Origin of the sequence: Clavibacter sp. CT19 (assembly GCF_027858075.1) — a bacterium.
In the GTDB taxonomy this organism is placed as follows: domain Bacteria; phylum Actinomycetota; class Actinomycetes; order Actinomycetales; family Microbacteriaceae; genus Clavibacter; species Clavibacter tessellarius_A.
This window is the reverse complement of record NZ_JAQHYR010000002.1, coordinates 81,769-101,147: the sequence shown is the minus strand read 5'-3', so window position 1 is coordinate 101,147 and position 19,379 is coordinate 81,769. Positions and strand designations below refer to the sequence as shown.

General features: G+C 73.5%; 15 protein-coding genes. 9 read left to right on the top strand and 6 right to left on the bottom strand.

The window, feature by feature from the left end:
• Positions 1–43: 43 nt before the first annotated feature.
• The gene (locus PED38_RS02675) at positions 44–1,207 is read right to left on the bottom strand and encodes an acyltransferase family protein (RefSeq protein WP_270979600.1); all 1,164 of its coding nucleotides are present in this window, start codon (positions 1,205–1,207) and stop codon (positions 44–46) included.
• A gap of 206 nt (positions 1,208–1,413) precedes the next feature.
• Between PED38_RS02675 and PED38_RS02670 the strand changes: the two genes are divergently transcribed.
• The 5 genes from PED38_RS02670 to opgC are packed head-to-tail and all read left to right on the top strand — an operon-like array spanning position 1,414 to position 8,014.
• Positions 1,414–2,610, top strand: coding sequence for a PP2C family protein-serine/threonine phosphatase (locus PED38_RS02670; protein ID WP_270979597.1), 1,197 nt, complete (start codon positions 1,414–1,416; stop codon positions 2,608–2,610).
• Between the two features lie 47 nt (positions 2,611–2,657).
• On the top strand, positions 2,658–4,610 hold the full coding sequence (locus PED38_RS02665; protein WP_270979894.1) for a glycosyltransferase family 2 protein: 1,953 nt from the start codon (positions 2,658–2,660) through the stop codon (positions 4,608–4,610).
• On the top strand, positions 4,607–4,945 hold the full coding sequence (locus tag PED38_RS02660; RefSeq protein WP_063072562.1) for an STAS domain-containing protein: 339 nt from the start codon (positions 4,607–4,609) through the stop codon (positions 4,943–4,945). Before PED38_RS02665 ends, PED38_RS02660 begins: the two co-directional genes overlap by 4 nt.
• A 13-nt stretch (positions 4,946–4,958) precedes the next feature.
• On the top strand, positions 4,959–5,393 hold the full coding sequence (locus tag PED38_RS02655; protein ID WP_063072587.1) for an ATP-binding protein: 435 nt from the start codon (positions 4,959–4,961) through the stop codon (positions 5,391–5,393).
• A complete protein-coding gene (gene opgC / locus PED38_RS02650) occupies positions 5,393–8,014 on the top strand; it encodes an OpgC domain-containing protein (RefSeq protein WP_270979592.1) in 2,622 nt (873 codons plus the stop codon). The genes PED38_RS02655 and opgC overlap by 1 nt, the downstream gene beginning before the upstream one ends.
• Positions 8,015–8,137: 123 nt before the next feature.
• Here opgC and PED38_RS02645 read toward each other — a convergent pair whose 3' ends face one another.
• A complete protein-coding gene (locus PED38_RS02645) occupies positions 8,138–9,577 on the bottom strand; it encodes an amino acid permease (RefSeq protein ID WP_063072564.1) in 1,440 nt (479 codons plus the stop codon).
• Positions 9,578–9,706: 129 nt separating this feature from the next.
• Positions 9,707–11,920: a hypothetical protein gene (locus PED38_RS02640; RefSeq protein ID WP_270979587.1), complete on the bottom strand. Its 2,214-nt coding sequence runs from the start codon at positions 11,918–11,920 to the stop codon at positions 9,707–9,709.
• 268 nt (positions 11,921–12,188) lie between these two features.
• Between PED38_RS02640 and PED38_RS02635 the strand changes: the two genes are divergently transcribed.
• Both PED38_RS02635 and PED38_RS02630 read left to right on the top strand, forming a co-directional pair.
• Positions 12,189–13,607, top strand: coding sequence for a glycoside hydrolase family 1 protein (locus tag PED38_RS02635; RefSeq protein WP_270979583.1), 1,419 nt, complete (start codon positions 12,189–12,191; stop codon positions 13,605–13,607).
• Between the two features lie 85 nt (positions 13,608–13,692).
• Positions 13,693–14,259 (top strand): LemA family protein, encoded by a 567-nt coding sequence (locus tag PED38_RS02630; protein WP_270979580.1) that lies wholly within the window; start codon positions 13,693–13,695, stop codon positions 14,257–14,259.
• Positions 14,260–14,274: 15 nt separating this feature from the next.
• On the opposite strand, the gene PED38_RS02625 is transcribed toward PED38_RS02630, so the two are convergent.
• A complete protein-coding gene (locus tag PED38_RS02625; RefSeq protein ID WP_270979577.1) occupies positions 14,275–15,504 on the bottom strand; it encodes a winged helix-turn-helix domain-containing protein in 1,230 nt (409 codons plus the stop codon).
• A gap of 107 nt (positions 15,505–15,611) precedes the next feature.
• Between PED38_RS02625 and PED38_RS02620 the strand changes: the two genes are divergently transcribed.
• Positions 15,612–16,847 (top strand): AI-2E family transporter, encoded by a 1,236-nt coding sequence (locus PED38_RS02620; RefSeq protein ID WP_270979575.1) that lies wholly within the window; start codon positions 15,612–15,614, stop codon positions 16,845–16,847.
• Positions 16,844–18,214, top strand: coding sequence for a threonine ammonia-lyase (gene ilvA, locus PED38_RS02615; RefSeq protein ID WP_063072588.1), 1,371 nt, complete (start codon positions 16,844–16,846; stop codon positions 18,212–18,214). The genes PED38_RS02620 and ilvA overlap by 4 nt, the downstream gene beginning before the upstream one ends.
• A 91-nt stretch (positions 18,215–18,305) precedes the next feature.
• On the opposite strand, the gene greA is transcribed toward ilvA, so the two are convergent.
• Complete coding sequence (gene greA, locus PED38_RS02610; RefSeq protein ID WP_012299701.1) at positions 18,306–18,794, bottom strand: transcription elongation factor GreA; 489 nt, start codon at positions 18,792–18,794, stop codon at positions 18,306–18,308.
• Positions 18,795–18,854: 60 nt separating this feature from the next.
• Positions 18,855–19,349 carry a DUF4307 domain-containing protein gene (locus PED38_RS02605; protein WP_063072589.1) on the bottom strand — a complete coding sequence of 165 codons (495 nt, stop codon included), beginning with the start codon at positions 19,347–19,349 and terminating at the stop codon, positions 18,855–18,857.
• Positions 19,350–19,379: the final 30 nt, after the last annotated feature.

Genomic DNA, 19,379 nt, shown 5'->3' with positions numbered 1-19,379 from the left:
CGCAAGGGGTCCGGGAAGCCGGGCGTCCGCGCGGCTTCCCGGGCTACGGTCGGACGGCGGGGCCCCGGGACCGACGCGAGATGCGCGACCGGACGGCCTTCCGCGCGGGCTCCTCGACGAGGTGGTAGCACGCGGCCCCCACGGCGACCACGACGGCGTAGTGGCCGACCAGGATGGCCAGCTTGACGCCGGTGCCGGCATCCGCGAAACGCCCGACGGGGAGCAGCGCCCCCAGCACCATCAGCACGATGAAGTGGGTCATGTACACGGAGTAGGAGATCCGGCCTCCCCAGAGGAGCAGCCGCGAGCTGAGCAGCCGACCGACCGGCCCCGTGGCGCCCGCGCAGGCGAGGACGAACAGGGCGATCACGGGCAGCGTCGACAGGGGCTGCGTGCCCTCGACCCCCATGGAGGCGAGTGCGACGGCGCGCGCGAGGACGCTGACGGCGGCGGTCACGTCCCAGCCCCACCCGAAGCGGCGGTCGCCGAGCCAGCGCCAGCCGGCGAAGAGGCAGCAGCCCGCGGTGAACTCGAACGCGATCCGGAGCCAGATGAGCAGGAACGCGGAGGGCGAGTCGATGACCAGCGCCCCGGCGGCGAGCATCGCCGCGGCGCCCACCACGACCAGGAGCGCCGCTGCCCCGAAGCCCGACGCTGCTGTGCGCAGCCGCACGAGTCCGATCGCGATGAGCGGGAACGCGAGGTAGGCCGCGAACTCCGCGGAGATCGACCACGCGGGGCCGTTCCAGGCCGAGAGGCCGAACACGGTCTGCGCGTTCAGGAGGTTGACGGCGAACGAGAGCGGCGTGTAGCCGCCGTCGGCGGAGAGGGCGACACCGAGGATGCGGGCTCCGAGGACCAGCGCGAGCATGGCGAGCAGCGTGAAGAGGTGCACGGGGTAGATGCGCGCGAACCGCAGCTCGTGGAAGGCGCGGTAGCCGGACCAGGAGGGCGTCGCGAACCGGTCGGCGTAGTTGTAGGCGATGATGAAGCCGCTCAGGACGAAGAAGATCTCGACGCCGAGGAACCCGGAGCGGACCCAGGGGCCGATGACCTCCTGCGCGGAGGGGAACAACCCGTAGAGCACGAGCCGGAAGTGCTCCACGACCACCCACGCCGCCGCGAGGGCGCGGATCCCCGTCAGCCCGTCAGCTCCTGGCGGCGGGATGCGATGCCGGCGGTGCTCGTCATCAGTGCAGCCTTGCACACGGCCGCGCCCCGCGGACAGCGACGCGGATGGGTTCCGACGGAGACCACCCGGCCCGCCCCCACCCGCCCACCACTGAGACGACCACCTATCTCGACGCCGAGCGGCCACTGAGGTAGTACGCGATCCTTCCGCGCACGTATGGTTGAGGCACCCGCGGGGTTCGGGTGCCGTGGACGGGGGTCCATGACGGCGAAGGGGCGGGGATGACTCTGATCGAGGACGCGCGGGCACTCGCCGCGCAACGTGCCGTCGAGGCGCTCGGACTGCTCGACGGGCCGCCCGAGGAGCGGTTCGACCGTGTGACCCGGCTCGCCCGCACGGCGTTCGACGTGCCGCTGTCGACCATCGGGCTCGCCGACCACGACCGCATGTGGTTTGCCTCCTGTGCGGGCGCGGAGCTCTCCGAGACGCCCATCAGCACGGTCTTCTGCGACACCACCGTCCGGGAGGAGCGCCTGCTCGTCGTCGAGGACGCGCAGATGCATCCCGTCTTCCGCCACCTGCCGAGCGTGGCCGGGGAGCCGCACATCCGCTTCTACGCCGGGCATCCGCTGCGGGACACCGAGGGCGTGGTCGTCGGCACCTTCTGCCTCTACGACGTCCGGCCGCGCTCGCTCGACGGGGCGCAGCTCGCCCTCTTCGAGGAGCTCGCGGAGTGGGCGCAGCGCGAGCTGGTGGCGAGCGCCGAGATGGAGCGCGCGCACGCGGTCCAGTCCGCGCTGCTGCCCGCGGCCGAGGTGCAGCTGCCGGGATATGAGATCGCCGCCGTGTGCGTGCCCGCCCAGGTCGTCGGCGGCGACTTCTACGACTACGAGCGCACCCCGTCGGGCCTGCGCTTCGCCATCGCGGACGTCATGGGCAAGGGCACGGGCGCGGCGATCCTCACGGCCACCGTGCGCGCCGTCCTCCGCGGGATCGCCGCCACGGCCGACCGCTTCGGCGCCGGCGTGCTGGAGGACACGGGCCTCCTCGTCACGGACGCCGCGCGCTCCCTCGAGGCGGACCTCGAGCGCACGGGCGCGTTCGTCACCCTGCAGCACGGGCACCTCGACCAGGCCTCGGGCCTCCTCCGCTACGCGGACGCCGGGCACGGCCTCACGATCGTCGTGCACCCGGGCGGCGGCGTGACGCACCTCGGCACGACCGACATGCCCGTCGGCATCATCCCCGAGCACCAGTGGGAGGAGCGCCACGTCGTGCTCGCCCACGGCGACACCTTCGTGACCTTCAGCGACGGCCTGTTCGACATGTTCGGCGGCAGCACCCCCGCCTTCGAGCTGATCGGCGGCCTCGTGCGCGAGTCGGGCGGGGTGGCGGCGCTCGTGGAGCGGGTGCGGATCCTCGCCTCCGCCGGCACGCCCCTCGACGACGTGACGGTGCTCGCGGTGAAGCGCGCATGAGCACCACGACGACGACCGCGGCGCCGCGGCGTCCGCGCGCCCAGCGCATGACGGTCCGCTTCGCGATCGTGCGGATCCTCGCCGTGATCACCGCGATCCTCGGCCTCAACTACATCATCTGGCGCCTGCTGTTCTCCGTGAACCCGGAGGCGCTCTGGATCGCGATCCCGCTCGTGATGGCCGAGACCTACAGCCTCATCGACTCGCTGCTGTTCGGCCTCACCATGTGGCGCGCCCGCGACCGCCCGAAGCCGCCCGTGCCCGGACCCGGCCTCACGGTCGACGTGTTCATCGCGACCTACAACGAGCCGCTCGACCTGGTGATGGAGACCGCGCGCGCCGCCCAGCGCATCCGCTACCCGCACAAGACGTGGGTGCTCGACGACGGCAACCGCACGGAGCTGCGCGACCTGGCGGAGGCCGAGGGCATCGGCTGGATCACCCGCTCGGCCGACTGGTCGGGCCGGGCCCGGCACGCGAAGGCCGGCAACCTCAACAACGCGCTGCTCACGACCGAGGGCGAGTTCATGCTCATCCTCGACGCCGACCAGGTGCCCGAGCCCGAGATCCTCGACCGCACCCTCGGCTACTTCGACGACCGGCGCATGGCGCTCGTGCAGACGCCGCAGGTGTTCGTGAACGTGCCCGACGCGGATCCGCTCGGCAGCCAGGCGCCCCTGTTCTACGGGCCCATCCAGCAGGGCAAGGACGGCTGGAACGCCGCGTTCTTCTGCGGCTCCAACGCGATCCTCCGCCGCGAGGCCCTGATGCTGCTCGGCGTCTCCCGCTACGTGACCGACACCGAGATCAGCGTGTTCCGCGCGCTCCGCACCGCGAACGACGTGCTCGACAAGGCGCGCGCCGAGCTCGAGCCCGACCAGGTCGACCTCCGCAAGGCGCTCGACGACGTGACCTACGACGTGCGCCGCGCCCGCGCCGAGCTCCGCCGCGGCCAGCGCCTCGCGGACGTGACGTACCGCTTCCAGAAGCGCGTCGACTCGATCGCCGCGCGCATGGTGCAGGACGACATGTCGGCGCTCAAGGCCGACCTCGCGGAGATCGCCGCGCTCGCCGGCCGGCACTCCGCCGACCGCGACGCGGTGTCGCTCGTGGACGACAGCGCCATGACCCGCCTGGCCCAGCGCGACTGGTCGCCGCTCGGGGCGCTCGACGCGGTGCGCGCGATCATCCGCGACATCGACGTGCACCGGGACGACGACGCGCAGTCGATCATGCCGCTGGCCACCATCTCCGTCACCGAGGACATGGCCACCTGCATGCGCCTGCACGGCCTCGGCTGGAAGTCGGCGTACCACGACGAGGTCCTCGCCTACGGGCTCGCGCCGGAGGACCTGCCGACGATGCTCACGCAGCGCCTCCGCTGGGCGCAGGGCACGATCCAGGTCTTCTTCCGCGAGAACCCCCTGCTGCAGAAGGCGCTCTCGATCCCGCAGCGGCTCATGTACTTCGCCACCATGTGGAGCTACTTCTCCGGCTTCACCGCCCTCGTCTACGTGGCGGCGCCCATCATCTACCTGGTCTTCGGCGTGCTCCCCGTGCAGGCGCTCTCGACCGACTTCTTCTTCCGCCTGATCCCGTTCCTCTTCGTCAACCAGCTCCTGTTCGCGGTGGTCGGCCGCGGCAAGCGCACCTGGCGCGGGCAGCAGTACTCGCTCGCGCTCTTCCCGGTGTGGATCTCCTCGGTCACCACCGCTGTCGCCAACGTCTTCTTCCGCAAGCCCCTCGACTTCGCCGTGACGCCCAAGGTGCGCGCCGAGAGCGGGAAGCCGCGCTGGGACCTGGTGAAGCCGCAGCTCTACGTGATCGGCGCGCTCATCGTCGCCTCGGCGATCGGCCTCCTCCGCCTCGCGGTCGGACAGGCGACGCCGCTCGGCACGTTCACCAACCTCGCCTGGGTCGTCTTCGACCTGGCGATCTTCAGCATCATCATCCGTGCGGCCCGCTACCGGGGCTTCACGCCGGCCAAGGAGGACGCATGATCGACATCGCAGTGGCAGAGCAGGGCACGGAGGTCAGCGTCGTGACGCCGACCGGGCGCCTCAACATGGTGTCGGCCCGTCAGCTCACCACCGTCGTGACCGAGGTCATCGACGGCGGGCGCCCCTTCGTGGTGGTCGATCTCGGCAGCACCGAGTTCATGGACTCCTCCGGTCTCGGCGCCCTCGTCTCGGGCCTCAAGCGCGCCCGGCAGGCGGGCGGCGACCTCCGGCTCGCGCGCCCGAACGCGCAGGTGCGGGCGGTGCTCGAGCTGACGAACCTCAACCGCGTCCTCACCGTGCACGACGCCCCCGAGGGCGTGTTCGGTGACCGGTGAGGACATGGAGGGCATGACCCACCACGCGCCGCCGGTGCGCGCGAACGTCACGCTCCCCGCGGTGGACGAGAGCCTCGCGGCCGTGCACGCCGTGATCGCCGCGGTGTGGGACCAGGCCTTCGACGTGAGCGACGAGGAGCGGATGCTCTTCGAGACGGCCGTGGTCGAGATCGCGGGCAACGTGGTGGAGCACGGCGTCGCGGTGGGGCAGCGCGCGGGGTACCCCGTGACCTTCACGATGACCGTGGTCTGCCAGCACGACCGCATCGTGGCGCTGTTCGAGGACGACGGACAGCCGGCCGTCGTCGACCTCACGGAGGTGTCCATGCCCGACGACCTCAGCGAGAGCGGCCGCGGGCTGGCGCTCGCCCAGGCGATCCTCGACGACCTCACGTACGAGCGCACCGACGGCAGCAACCGCTGGCGGCTGGTCAGGCTCCGCGGCTGATGCGCGGCATCGGGAGACGGGACCGGGCGCGGTGGGGCGCACCCGCCCGGGGCGGGATCCGCCGCTGGGCCGCGGCCATGGTCGCGCTCGCGATCGCCGTCGTGCCCGCGACGGCGGCGCTCGCCGCGCCGCAGCCGACCGCGACGGCGCCCGCGGCGCCCGTGGACGAGGTCGACCTCACGCGCGGGCCGGCCGCGCCGTGGTTCGGCGGCATCATCGACTGGACCGCGGACGACGCGCAGAGCTACGCCGATCGCCTGGGCGCCACCCCGGCCGTGCTCGGCCAGTCCGTGCGCTACCCCCTCGGATCCGACGACGTCACCTACCTCGACCAGTTCGCCCAGCAGGCCGCGCAGCAGGGGTCGCTCCTCTTCCTCACCCTCGAGCCCACCGAGCCGCTCGCCGAGCTCACCGCCGCGGACGCCACCGCCCTCACCGACCGGCTCGAGGCGCTCCGCGAGCGCTACGACTCCCGTGCGCTCGTGCGGTTCGCCCCCGAGATGAACGGCTCGTGGACCCCCTGGGGCCAGCAGCCGTCCGCGTACATATCCGCGTTCCGGCAGATCGCCGACGCCGTGCACGCCTCCGACGCGGGCGCCGTCACCGTGTGGTCGCCCGCCTACGCGGCCGGGTACCCGTTCGGATCCGCCGACGGGCTCACCGACTCCTCCGCCACCCGGCCCATCGCCGAGCTCGACACCGACGGCAACGGCCGCGTGGACGTCGACGACGACGCCTACCGCCCCTACTGGCCGGGCGACGAGGCCGTCGACTGGGTCGGCCTGTCCGCCTCGCACTTCGGCTCCGAGCAGGACTTCTCCGTCGGGCAGCCGTCCCAGGAGTACCTCGGCAGCGAGGTCATCCCGCAGCAGGAGTTCGGGAAGAACGTGGTGCCCGAGGAGGGCAAGTTCGCGCGGGAGCTCGCGGGCGAGTACGGCTACGCCGACGAGGGCGGCACCGGGCGCGACTTCGCGGCCGAGTGGATCGAGGGCACGGGCAAGCCCGCCGTGATCGAGACCGGCGCGCTCTACGACCCCGCGCGCACCGATGGCGCGAGCGAGGCCGACGTCAAGCGCGGCTGGTGGGAGCAGGTGCTCTCCGCCGAGACGCGCGCCGACCACCCCGGCATCGGCATGGTCGTCTGGCGGGAGGTCGAGCGGAAGGAGGCGGAGGCCGACGACGCCGTCGTCGACTGGCGCGCCACGGGCGACGCGGACATCGCATCCGCGCTCCGCGCCCACCTGGATCCGGCCACCGCGACCCTCGGTCCCGTCACGCAGGTCTTCGACCAGGAGCGCGCCAACGTCGCGACCGCGCAGTACCGCGACCCCGGATCGCCCGAGGACGAGCAGATGGGCTGGATCGTGCTGTGCGCGGTCGTGCTCCTCCTCCTCTTCGTGATCTCCGGGCCGATCGGCCGCCTCAAGCCCGGCTGGCGCTACCCGGACGAGAACTCGCCCCGCGACCGCCGCCTCGACCTGTTCCGAGGCTGGACCATCGTGGCCGTGGTCATCACCCACATCGAGGTCGCGAGCCCCTACTCGTACGTGACGATCAACGCGATCGGCGCCATCACGGGCGCCGAGATGTTCGTGCTGCTCTCCGGCCTGGTGCTGGGCATGGTCTACCCGATGGCGGTCAAGAAGTTCGGCGAGATGAAGGCGCTCGTCTCGATCCTGCGCCGCGCGTTCAAGCAGTACATCGTCGCGATCGCCGTGGTCGTCATCGTCTTCGCTCTCACGTTCGTGCCGTTCCTCGCCACCGACGTGATCACCACCTTCACCGACCGCGGCACGGGCGCGGACGGCAAGGTCACCTCCGGCCAGGTCTACGACCTCTACCCGAACGGCGACCGGCTCCTCGACTACCCGCCGCCCTGGTACGCGATCCGCGACCTGCTGCTGCTGCGAATGGGCCCGTGGGTGTTCAACATCATGGGCCTGTTCGTGGTGCTGACCCTGCTCGTCCCGGGGATCGTGTGGCTGCTCCGCCGCCGCATGTGGTGGGTCGTCCTCATCGCCAGCTGGACCGCGTACGTGCTCAACGCGCAGTTCGACATCCGCGTGCTGCCGTCGATGTTCGAGGACGTCTTCCCCCTGCTCACCTGGCAGGTCGCGTTCCTGAACGGCATGGTGATCGGCTACTACCGCCGTCAGATCACGCGCGCGCTCACGGGACGGCTGGGCCGCGTCCTCGTGTCGATCCTCGTGGTCGCGTACGTGGGCGCCCTCGCGGTGCTCTGGGCCGGGCACACCTACGGGGTCGCGATCCCGGGCGTCCCCGAGGGCCTCTACTCGTCGCTGTACGAGTCGATGTACCAGCGCACGTTCCTGCAGCCGGGCCGCCTCATCGACCTCGGGTTGATGCTCGTGGTGGCGTACACATTCCTCACGCGGGTGTGGAAGCCGGTCGACCGCGCGTTCGGCTGGTTCTACACGCCGCTCGGATCCGCGAGCCTCTACGTGTTCATCGTCCACGTGTTCTTCGTGCTGATCGTCGGCAGCCTGCCGTTCCTCGACAGGTCGAATCCCTGGCAGGGGGCGGTTGTCCACACGCTCGTGCTCGCGGCGATCTGGTTCATGGTCACGCGCAAGGTGCTCTTCAAGGTCATCCCCACCTGATCGGCGCGGGTCGGATCCGCACGGAGCCGACCCGCGCTCCGCACCCCTTCCCGGACATCCATCACCCAGGTCATCGGCACGAGCGGGCAGCCGCCGCTGGACCGCCGCGGGCGTCGCCGGCCGTCAGCGACGGTTGCGCGGGCTGTCCGGCGCGAGCACCGAGTTGCGCCGGGAGTAGGTGAGGTAGATCACGAGCCCGATGACGAGCCACACCGCGAACCGCACCCACGTCTCCCACGGCAGAGACGAGACGAGCCAGAGCGAGAAGCCGATGCCGATGATCGGCACCACCGGCATGAGCGGCAGCCGGAACGTCCGCGGGATCTCCGGCCGCCTGTAGCGGAGCACGATCACGGCCGCGCACACCACCACGAACGCCAGCAGGATCCCGATGTTCGTGAGCTCCGCCACCACGGTGATGGGCAGGAAGCCCGCGAACAGGGCCGAGCCGATGCCGATGATCCACGTCACGCGCGTGGGCACGTTCCGCTTCCGGTCGGTGACGGCGAACCACTTCGGCAGCAGCCCGTCGCGGCTCATGGAGAACCACACGCGGCTGGCGCCGAGCATGAAGGTGAGCATCACGGTGACGACGCTGACGATCGCGCCGACCGCCACCACGTTCGCCACCGCGGGCAGCCCCACCGACTCGAACGCCGTCGCGAAGCCGCTCTTCGGGTCGATCTCGCTGTACTTCTGCATGCCCGTCAGCACGATCGTCGCCAGCACGTAGAGCGCCATCGCGATGCCGAGCGACAGCAGGATCGCCTTCGGCATGTGCTTCGTGGCGTCCTTCGACTCCTCGGCCGCGGTGCTCATGGCGTCGTAGCCGAAGACCGCGAAGAACACGGTGGCGGCGCCGGTGAAGACGCCGGCCGCGCCGAAGGGGAAGTACGGCTGGTAGTTCGCGCCGGTGATCTGCGTGAAGCCGATGACCACGATCACCAGCACGAGCGCGACCTTGAGGCCCACGAGGTACAGCTCGAAGCGGCCGACGCTCTTCATGCCGCGCGTGAGCACGAACGCGGTGCCGAGGCAGAGCACCACGGCGAACAGGTCGACCACGTGGCCCTCGCCCGTGCCGGCGGCGCCGAGCATCCAGGCCGGGAGGTCGACGCCCACGTGGTCGAGCAGGAAGCCCGCGTACCCCGAGACGCCGATGGCGACCACCCCCACGATGGCGGTGTACTCGAGCAGCAGGTCCCAGCCGATGAACCAGCCGACGATCTCGCCGAGGGCCGCGTAGCCGTACGTGTAGGCGGAGCCGGCCCGCGGGATCATGCCCGCGAACTCCGCGTAGGAGAGCGCGGCCGCGGCGCTCGCGATGCCGGCGATGAGGAACGAGATGAGGACGGCGGGGCCCGCGGTCTGGTTGGCGACCGTACCCGCGAGCGTGAAGATGCCCGTGCCGATGATGCCGCCCACGCCGATGGCCGTCAGCTGCCACAGGCCGAGCGAGCGGGTGAGGCCGCCCTCCTCGCCGGCGCCCGGCTCGGCCTCGATGGCCTCCACCGGCTTCCGTCTCGTCAGGGCCGTCCAGAACGACGTGCTCGCTGCGCTCATGCTCCGCTCCTGTCGGGTCGCCCACCGGGGGATCGCGCCGTCGGCTCTGACGGCGCCTCCCAGTGTGGACCCGGCTCCGCGTCCGCACCAGGCGCGGCGTGGCATCGGGACGGGCGGGACGGGGCGCTGCTAGGAGCGGACGGAGGGCTCGACCACGCGGATCCAGAGCCAGACCGCGACGCTGACCGCGGCGAAGGCGGCGGCGATCACGAGGGCGGTGATCCAGAGGCGGGCGTCGACCCCGCGCGCGGTGGTGGCGACCGCGGCGAAGCCGAGCGTGAGCACGGCCACGCTGACGACCGCCCAGAGCGGGAGGGAGCGCAGGATCAGCGAGCGGCCGAGGACCAGCGACACCGGCGTCAGGGCCAGCGCGGCCGAGCTCAGGGAGGCGAGCGTCATGACGCTGAGGAGCTCGTTCGCGGTCTCCGGCCACATGCCGCCGCCCGCGGGCACGAGGCCGTAGAGGATCCACGACACGAGGCCGAGCGTCGCGAGCGAGCCGGACTGCACGAGCGCGAGGCGGGCGCGCGACCGGTCGTCGCGGTCGTCGGCCACGAGCCCGAGCACCTGCCCGAGGACGACGGGCGGGGCGAGTCCGAGCACGCGCGAGAGGAGCACGGCCGTGACGGAGAGCACGAGCAGCGCGGGGACGGCGCGCACGCGGGCGGGGGCGGCGCCGACGCGGCCGGCCACGGACGCCACCGCGACGACGCCCACGCCGTTGACGACGGCGAGGCCCACCAGCGCGGCGAGGAAGAGGCGCACGGCGTTGGGGTCGGATCCGACGGGCAGCGACAGCGACGCCAGCGCGGCCGCGAGCACGAGCGCGGCGGCCGCGGCGCCCCAGCGTCCGGCGCGGCCGGGCTCTCGGGGCGGACGGGTGCCGAGCAGGGTGGGCTCCGGGAGGCGCCGGGGCGGGATCGGGATGGGCGCGGAGTCGACGCGCCCGCCCACCACGAGCAGCTGCCCCGTCGTGGCGGGGGAGTCGGTGATGGCGGCGGCCGCGGCGCGCGTGGTGAGCGTGCCCGCGTCCCCGCGCGGCACGATCCGGAGCGGCGTCACGTCCTCGGCCGAGCGGTGCCGGCCGCCGAAGCGCGAGATGAGCGCGCCGCGGACGAGCAGCGCCGGCAGCGCGACGAGCAGGACGGCTCCGAGCGCGAGCAGCAGCGGCAGGAGGCCGCGGCCGTCGGTGAAGGCCGCGGACAGCGGCTGCAGCGCGGTGCCGAATCGCGTGGGCGCGTTCCAGGTCCCGGGCGCCGCGGCGGAGGGGGCGCCGGACCCGGGCCGGGCGTCGGGGGAGGGGCCGGCGCCCGGGGCGGAACCGCCGCCCGCGCCGCCGCCGGACCCGGGCGCGGGCGCGGTCGTCGCGCCGTCGGGCGACGCGGTGGCCCGGGGGGTCGGCGTGGCGCTCGGCGTCGGCGAGGCGCTCGGCGTCGGAGTGCCGGACGGCGCGACGACCGTGACGCGCACCTCGGCCGCCAGCGTGCTGATGTTGCCGAGCGGATCCGTGACCGTCGCCGTGATCCCGAGCGGCCCGGGCGGCAGCGTGCCCGTCGTGCACGACCACGCGCGTCCGGACACCTGGGCCGCGCACGCCGAGTCGCCGTACCCGCTGATGTAGGCGCGCACGGTCGCGCCGTCCTCGTCCGCGGTGCCGGAGATGGTGATGCCCGTGGCGTCGACCGTCGCGCCGGCCGCGGGCGCCGTGATCACCGCGGCGCCGGGCGCGGTCGTGTCGAAGCTGCCCGACCCGCGGCCGACCGCCGGCGTCCCGGTGCTCCACGGGGTGCTCTGGGTGGCGGTCACGGGGACGGCGGTGCCCGAGGGCGGGGGCGGCGCGAGGAGGCAGGCCCACGTGCTCGAGGAGCCGACGGTGGCGCGGCAGGAGGCGGAGCCGGAGCGCGCATCGACGGTCGCGCCCGGGAAACCGGTGCCGCTGACCACCCCGGTGGTGACGACGGGGAAGCTGTTGACGCCGGGTGCCCGCAGCACGGACACGGTGGTGGTCGCCTCCTGCCCGGCGGAGGTGACGCGGACGGGGCTCTGCCCGTCGGGGACGCCGGTGGCGGTCGCGCGCCAGGTGGTGGCGGTGGGGAGCGTGACGGCGGCGGGCACGCTCGCGATGGTGACCTGCACGTCCTGGCCGGACGCACGCGTGCCGGTCACGGTGATCGCGCCGTCGGTCGAGAAGGCGGGGGTCTGGACGGTCGGCGCGGGGAGCGGCGCACCGGAGGGGGAGGGGCTCGGGGTGGGCGTGGCGTCGCCGGTGACGGCCGTCGCCGCGGTCGCGCCGCCCGCGGCCAGCGCGGCGACGAGCACCAGCAGGGCGGCGAAGCGGGCCATCGGCTCGAGGGCCGGACGCGGCGCCCTCGCCGTCGTGCGGGATCGCCGGACATCGCCCCCCGCCGATCCCGTGGAGGGGCGTCCCTCGATCTTCGCCCGATACCGCACCGTGCACCCATTCATGCGGGATCGTCCGGGCGTGTCAACCGCCCGCACCGCCCGTGACGGAAGTGGTCCCGCAAGCTGGATGCCCGGTCCGTGCGCCTCGCATGCGCGATGGGCGCGGCCTCCGTCGGGAGCCGCCGTCCGCGTGCCCGATACTGACGGGGTGCCCCGACCCGACGCCGTCCCCGACCGCCCCACGCCCGACGAGCTGGCCGGTCTCCTCGCCGGCGGTCCGCGCATCGGCGTCGCCACCAGCGCCGCCAAGGTGGAGGGCCGCGCGCACGAGGGCGGCCGCACCGAGTCGGTCTGGGACGCGTTCGCCCGACGCGGCGATGCCGTCGCGGGCGGCGGCGACCCCGAGCGCGGCGCCGACCACATCGCGCGGATGCCCGAGGACGTGGCGCTCGCGGCCGAGCTCGGCGTCGACGTGCTCTCCTTCTCGATCTCGTGGTCCCGCATCCAGCCCGAGGCGCGCGGCGGCCTCCGGCGCGAGGGCATCGGCTTCTACGACGAGCTCGTCGACGCGCTGCTCGCCGCGGGCATCCGCCCCCAGGCCGCGCTGCACGACCACGACCTGCCGGTCGAGCTCCAGGATCGCGGCGGCTGGCTGCACCGCGACACCGCGCTCCGCTTCGGCGACCTCGCCTACCTGGCGGCGGAGGCGCTCGCCGACCGCGTGCCCGACTGGACCACCCTGCGGACGCCCGCGCTCACCACGATGGGCGGCCATGTCGCCGGCACCCACGCGCCGGGATCCCGCCTCGGGCTCGACGCCCTCCCGACCGTGCACCACCAGCTGCTCGCGCACGGCCTCGCGGCGGAGGCGATCCGCGGATCGCGCTCCTCCGCCCGCATCGGCATCGTGCACGCGCACCGCGTGGTCGAGGCCGCCTCCGCGGACGACGACGACCGGGCCGCCGCGGTCGCCGCCCGGGCCCTGCACCAGGACCTCTTCGCCGACGCCGTGCTCCTCGGCCGCTACCCCGACCTCGAGGGCCCGCACGCCGAGGCCTTCGCGCGGCTGACGCGCGTCGACCCGTCCGACCTCCGCACCATCGCGCAGCCGCTCGACCTCTACGGCGTGGAGCTCGCCGACCCGATCCGCGTGGCCGCCGTCCCGCGCCTCGTCGCCGGATCCGCCGCCCTGCCCTTCGTCGAGCTGCCGTGGACGGAGCACCCCGCGACCCTCGACGGGCACCCGGTCGCGCCCGACCTCGTCCCCGTCGTGCTCGCCGATCTCCGCGCGCGCTACGGCGACGCCCTGCCCCCGGTCGTGCTGTCCGGCCTCGACGCCGCCCACCCCGAGCAGGTGGACGACCGGGACGGCACCCGGCGCGACCCGGGCCGCGCGCACGCGATCTCCGACCACCTCGTGCAGGCGCTCGCGGCCGTCGGCCCCGGCGGACCGGCCGCGGGCGTCCGGCTCGAGGCGGTCATCGCGGGCAGCCTGCTCGACGGCTTCGAGTGGGAGGCCGGGCACACGGCTCCGCGCGGCCTGGTGCGGGTGGATCCGCGCACCTCCGACCGCACGCCGCGCACCTCGTACCGCTTCCTCCGCGACACCCTGCGCGCCCGCGGCTGACGCCCGGCCGGCCGACGCCCCCAGTACGGGTGCGCCGGGGGATCCCGCGGAGGTCGCGCACAGGGCCGCGCGTAGACTCGCGGGCATGGAATCGTGGATCGCGCTCGGAGTCGTCGTGCTCCTGGCAGTGCTCGTCGGCATCTACCTCTGGGCCACCTACAACGCCCTCGTCGCGCTCAACGTGCGGGTCGACGAGGCGTGGAGCGACATCACCGTCCAGCTCAAGAGGCGCGCCGACCTGCTGCCCACCATCATCGACTCGGTCAAGGGCTACGCGACCCACGAGCGGCAGGTGTTCGAGTCCGTCACGTCGGCCCGCACCGCGACCATCAGCGCCGGCAACCCGAGCGAGGCGAGCGCCGCCGAGGAGCGCCTGCAGGGCGCGATGAAGTCGCTGTTCGCCGTGGCCGAGGCGTACCCGCAGCTCCAGACGAGCCAGACCTTCCTGCAGCTGCAGGGCGAGCTCGTCGACACGGAGGACCGGATCCAGGCCTCGCGCCGCTTCTACAACGGCGGCGTCCGGGAGCTCAACACCAAGATCACGCAGTTCCCGAACACGCTCTTCGTGCGCGGGCTGGGCTTCGGCGAGCGCGACTTCTACGAGGTCTCGAGCCTCGCGTCCATCGCCGAGCCGCCGCGCGTGCAGTTCTAGCGGACCGCGCCCCTCTCAGCCGACGGACGTCGCCGCGATCCCCGGCAGGCGCGCGCGCAGCGCCGGCGCCAGCGTGCCCCGGTCCACGACGCCCACCTCCCCGAGCCCCTGCCACGCGGCGGCGCGCTCCACCAGCGGCGCGATCCGCTCGGCGACGGCGTCGGGATCGTGGCGTCCCTCGATCCACGATGCCTGCATGCGCAGCACGCCCGCCTGCCGGTCGCTCTTGAGGTCGACCCGGGCCACGATCTCGTCGTCGACCAGCACCGGCAGCACGTAGTAGCCGTGCACCCGCTGCGCCGCCGGCGTGTAGATCTCGATCCGGTAGTGCAGGTCGAACAGCCGGAGCGCCCGCTCGCGGAACCAGACCACGGGGTCGAACGGCGAGAGCAGCGCCTCGGTGCGGATGCGCCGCGGCAGCCGCGCGTCGCGGTGCAGCCACACGGGCAGCGGCCGCCCGCGCCCCTCCCAGCCCGGCACCGTGACGGGCAGCACCTCGCCCGCGTCGGCGAGGTCGACGAGCGCGCGGTCGGTCGCCGCGCGGGACAGCCGGAAGTAGTCGCCGAGGTCGGCCGCCGTGCCGATGCCGTGCGCGACGGCGGCCCGGCGGACGAGCTCGCGCACCGCGTCCTCCTCCGGCACGACGCGATCGCGGACGGCCGCGGGCAGCACGTCCTCCGCGAGGCCGTAGACGCGCTCGAACCCGCGCCGGCCGGCGCTCGCGATCTCGCCCCACGCGAACATGGACTCCAGCGCGCGCTTCACGTCGGACCAGCCCCACCAGGGCCCGGTCCGCACGTTCGCCTCGTGCTCGATCGCGCTCGCCGGCACCGGGCCGGTGCGGCTGAGCTCCGCGCGGACCTCGGCGAGGAGCGGCGCGTGCTCGCGCGCCCAGGATCCGGGCCGCATGCGCCGCGCGCGCTCCGCCTCCATCCGCCAGCGGTACAGCGGCAGGTCGTCCACCGGCAGGACCGCCGCCTGGTGCGCCCAGTACTCCGTGAACGCCCCGCGGCCGCCGAACAGCATGCGGTCGAGCGCGGACCGGTCGTAGGGTCCGACGCGCGCCAGCATCGGCAGGTGGTGGCTGCGCTCGAAGACGTTGACCGAGTCGATCTGCAGGAGAGCCAGGCGGCGCACCTCGGCGGCGAGGCGGCGCGAGCCGGGGGCTGCCGGATGCGGTCGGCCGAGCCCCTGCGCCGCGAGGGCCACGCGGCGGGCGAGAGCGGGGGAGACGGTGTCGGGCATGGATCGACGCTACCGGCGGCCCCCGACGGACGCCGTCCGCACCCGCGCGGCTGGCCACGGGCCGCGCCCCGCACGGCCGCACCGGAGCCCCGTCCTAGACTCCCAGCATGATCTTCGGCCAGCGATCCCGCGCGCGCGCCGCGGCTGCCGCCCGTGCGGCCGAGCCCCGCGTCGAGCCCGACATCGACACCGTCCAGCCCGTCGCGCGCACCGTCGCCGAGACCGTCCCGCCCGGCATGGTCATCGCGGGCGCGTGGGCGTGGCGCCTGCTCCTCATCCTCGGCGTGCTCGGCGTCGTCGCCTGGCTCGTGATCCAGCTCGAGTACGTGGTCATCCCGCTGTTCCTCGCCATCGTGCTCGCGGCCCTCCTCGTGCCCATCTCGAACTGGATGCAGCGGCACCACGTCCCGAAGTGGCTCGCCGTCGCCGTCTCCGAGATCGGGGTCATCGTCGCGGTGGCCGCGCTCGTGTACCTCGTGACCACGCAGATCATCGGCCAGTACGACTCCATCCGCGCGCAGACGCTGACGCGCTACGCCGACGTGCGCGGCTTCCTCATCGACGGGCCGCTCCAGCTCTCCGAAGCGCAGCTCAACGACGCGTACCAGCAGGCGGTCGACGCGATCCAGCGCGACGCGGGCGCGCTCGTGAGCGGCGCGCTGTCGGTCACGTCGTCGCTCGGGCACGTGCTCACGGGCGTGCTGCTCGTGCTGTTCTCCACCCTCTTCATCCTCATCGACGGCGCGGGCATGTGGCGCTGGGTCGTGCGGCTGTTCCCGCGGCTGGCGCGCCCGGCCGTCGACGGCGCCGGTCGCGCGGGCTGGGCGACGCTGCAGAACTTCGTCAAGGTGCAGGTGCTCGTGGCGCTCATCGACGCGGTCGGCATCGCAGGCGGGGCCGCCATCATCGGCGTTCCGCTCGCGATCCCCATCGGCGTGCTGGTGTTCCTCGGCTCGTTCATCCCGATCGTGGGCGCGGTCGTCACGGGCACGCTCGCCGTCTTCGTCGCGCTCGTCTACAACGGGCTGACGCAGGCGCTCATCATGATCGCGATCGTGCTCATCGTGCAGCAGGTGGAGGGCCACGTGCTCCAGCCGCTGATCATGGGGTCGGTCGTGAAGGTCCACCCCCTCGCGGTCGTCCTCTCCGTCGCCGCGGGCGGCATGGTCGGCGGCATCGCGGGCACGTTCTTCGCCGTGCCGCTGGTCGCCACGCTCAACTCGATGGTCAAGCACGTCGCGAGCGGGGCGTGGCGCGGCGATCGGGAACCGCCGCCGCCCGCGGTCCCCGCCGACGCCTCGCACGCCACCCGCCGTCCGACCCCCAGGGAGCGCACCTCATGACCGACGCCGCCACCGCCGCATCCGACGCCCGTCCCGCCGCCGTGCCCGCCGACGCCCCGGTGCTCCGCGCCGTCGGGGACGAGATCGACCCGTCGCAGCTGGGGGAGGAGACGGCGGCGCTGGCGGGGGAGCTGCCCCGCGGATCCGCGCCCACGCTCGCGCGCATCGAGGCGGCTCGCGAGGTCGTGAGCCGCGTCGCCGACGTGACGCCCATGGAGTCGTCGCGGTTCCTCGCCGAGATCCTCGGCAGCCCCGTGCACCTCAAGTGCGAGAACCTGCAGCGCACCGGCTCGTACAAGATCCGCGGCGCCTACAACCGCATCTCGCGCCTCACCGACGAGGAGAAGGCGCGCGGCGTCGTGGCGGCCTCCGCCGGGAACCACGCGCAGGGCGTGGCCTTCGCGGCGCGCGAGCTCGGCATCCGCGCCACGATCTTCATGCCCGTGGGCGTCGCGCTGCCGAAGCTCCAGGCCACGCGCCAGTACGGCGCCGAGGTGGTGCTCCGCGGCCACAGCGTCGCCGAGCCCCTGCGCGCGGCCGCCGAGTTCGCCGCGGAGACGGGCGCCGTGCTCATCCCGCCGTTCGACCACGAGGACGTCATCACGGGGCAGGCCACGCTCGGCCTCGAGATCCTCGACCAGACGCCCGACGTCGACACGGTCGTCGTCCCCATCGGCGGCGGCGGCCTCATCTCGGGCGTCGCGACGGCGCTCAAGCTGCGCGCCGCCGAGGAGGGCCGCACGATCCGCGTCGTCGGCGTGCAGGCGCGGAACGCCGCCGCCTACCCGCCGTCCCTCGCCGCCGGCCGCCCGACCGAGATCGAGATCACGCCCACCATCGCCGACGGCATCGCCGTCGCCAAGCCCGGCCTGCTCAACTTCGACATCATCCGGGAGAGCGTCGACGAGGTCGTCACGGTCGAGGACGACGACACGGCCCGCGCCCTGCTGCTGCTGCTCGAGCGCGCGAAGCTCGTGGTCGAGCCGGCGGGCGCGGTGGGCGTCGCGGCGATCCTCGCCGGGCTCGTGACGGACGCCGGCCGCACCGTCGTGATCCTCTCCGGCGGCAACATCGACCCGCTCATGATGGAGCGCGTCATCAGCCGCGGCCTCGCCGCCTCCGACCGCTATGTGAAGCTGCGGATCATGCTGCCCGACCGTCCGGGCCAGCTCGCGCGCACCTCGCAGATCATCTCCGAGGCCAACGCGAACGTGGTCGAGGTGCTGCACACGCGGCACGGCCGGGGTCTGCAGATCAGCGAGGTCGAGCTCGAGGTGAGCGTGGAGACGCGCGGCTCCGAGCACACGGCCGAGGTCGTGCAGCGCCTCCGCGACGCGGGCTACGACCCCCGGCTCCTGCGCGACTGACGGTCGGCGCGCATCGGGCGGGGCCGCCCGGGACGACGAGAGGGGACGCGGACCATGCGGTCCGCGTCCCCTCTCGTCGTGACGGCACGCGCTACGGCGTGTAGTTCTCCACGGCCTGGATCTCGACGGGGATCTCGCGGCCGTTCGGCGCCGTGTACGCGCCCTTCTGCCCGACCTCCCAGCCGATGATGGCGGCGCCGAGCGGCGACTGCTCGCTGTAGACGTCGAGGTCGCTGTCGCCCGCGATCTCCCGGTTGCCGAGCAGGAACTTCGTCTCGTCGCCGGCGATGAGCGCGGTGACGACCGTGCCGGGCTCCACGACGCCGTGGCTCTCCGGGGCGTCGCCCACCTCGGCCGTGCGGAGCAGCTGCGTGAGCTGGCGGATGCGGGCCTCGATCTTGCCCTGCTCCTCCTTGGCGGCGTGGTAGCCGCCGTTCTCCTTGAGGTCGCCCTCCTCGCGGGCGATCTCGATCTTCTTCGCGATCTCCTCGCGGCCCTGCACGCTGAGGGTGTCGAGCTCCCTGCTGAGGCGGTCGAACGCCTCCTGGGTCAGCCAGGTGACTGCCTGCTCCTGCGCCACGATGGACTCCTTGCACTCGCACGGACGCCCCGACGGATCCGTCGAGGCGAATCCCCCACTCTAGGCGGGCCAGCAGCTGTGGATCAACCCGGTGACGGCCGGCCCGGTGGTGCGCAGGCGCACGGTCTCGGTGCGCTCGACGCCGTCCTGCGCGGGCAGCTCGACGACCTTCCAGCCCACGATGGAGCGCTGCTCGTCCTGCGCCTGCACCGCGCACCACGCCTCCTGGCCGGCGGGCATGACGACCGAGAACGTGACGTCGATGGTGCGCGCGTCGACGACGTCGAAGGCGCGGTCGGTGGCGTCGATGGATCCGGACGCCTGGTCGAGCCCGGCCCACAGCACCCAGGCGCCGAACACCAGCGCGACGAGCCCGCCGGCGATGCCGTAGAGCCAGCGCTGGCGGATGCGCGCGGGACGCGTGCGGCCGTACCGCTCGTCGAGCGCGGCGGTCGAGACGGGGGCGGGGACGCGGTGCTCGACGGTCTCGTCGTCGTCCATGGAGGGGCCCGCGGAGGGGCCCGGGGATGCGGGGGAGCGGGACTCGGTCGTCACGGCGATCTCCTCCACACGCACCTTGTACTC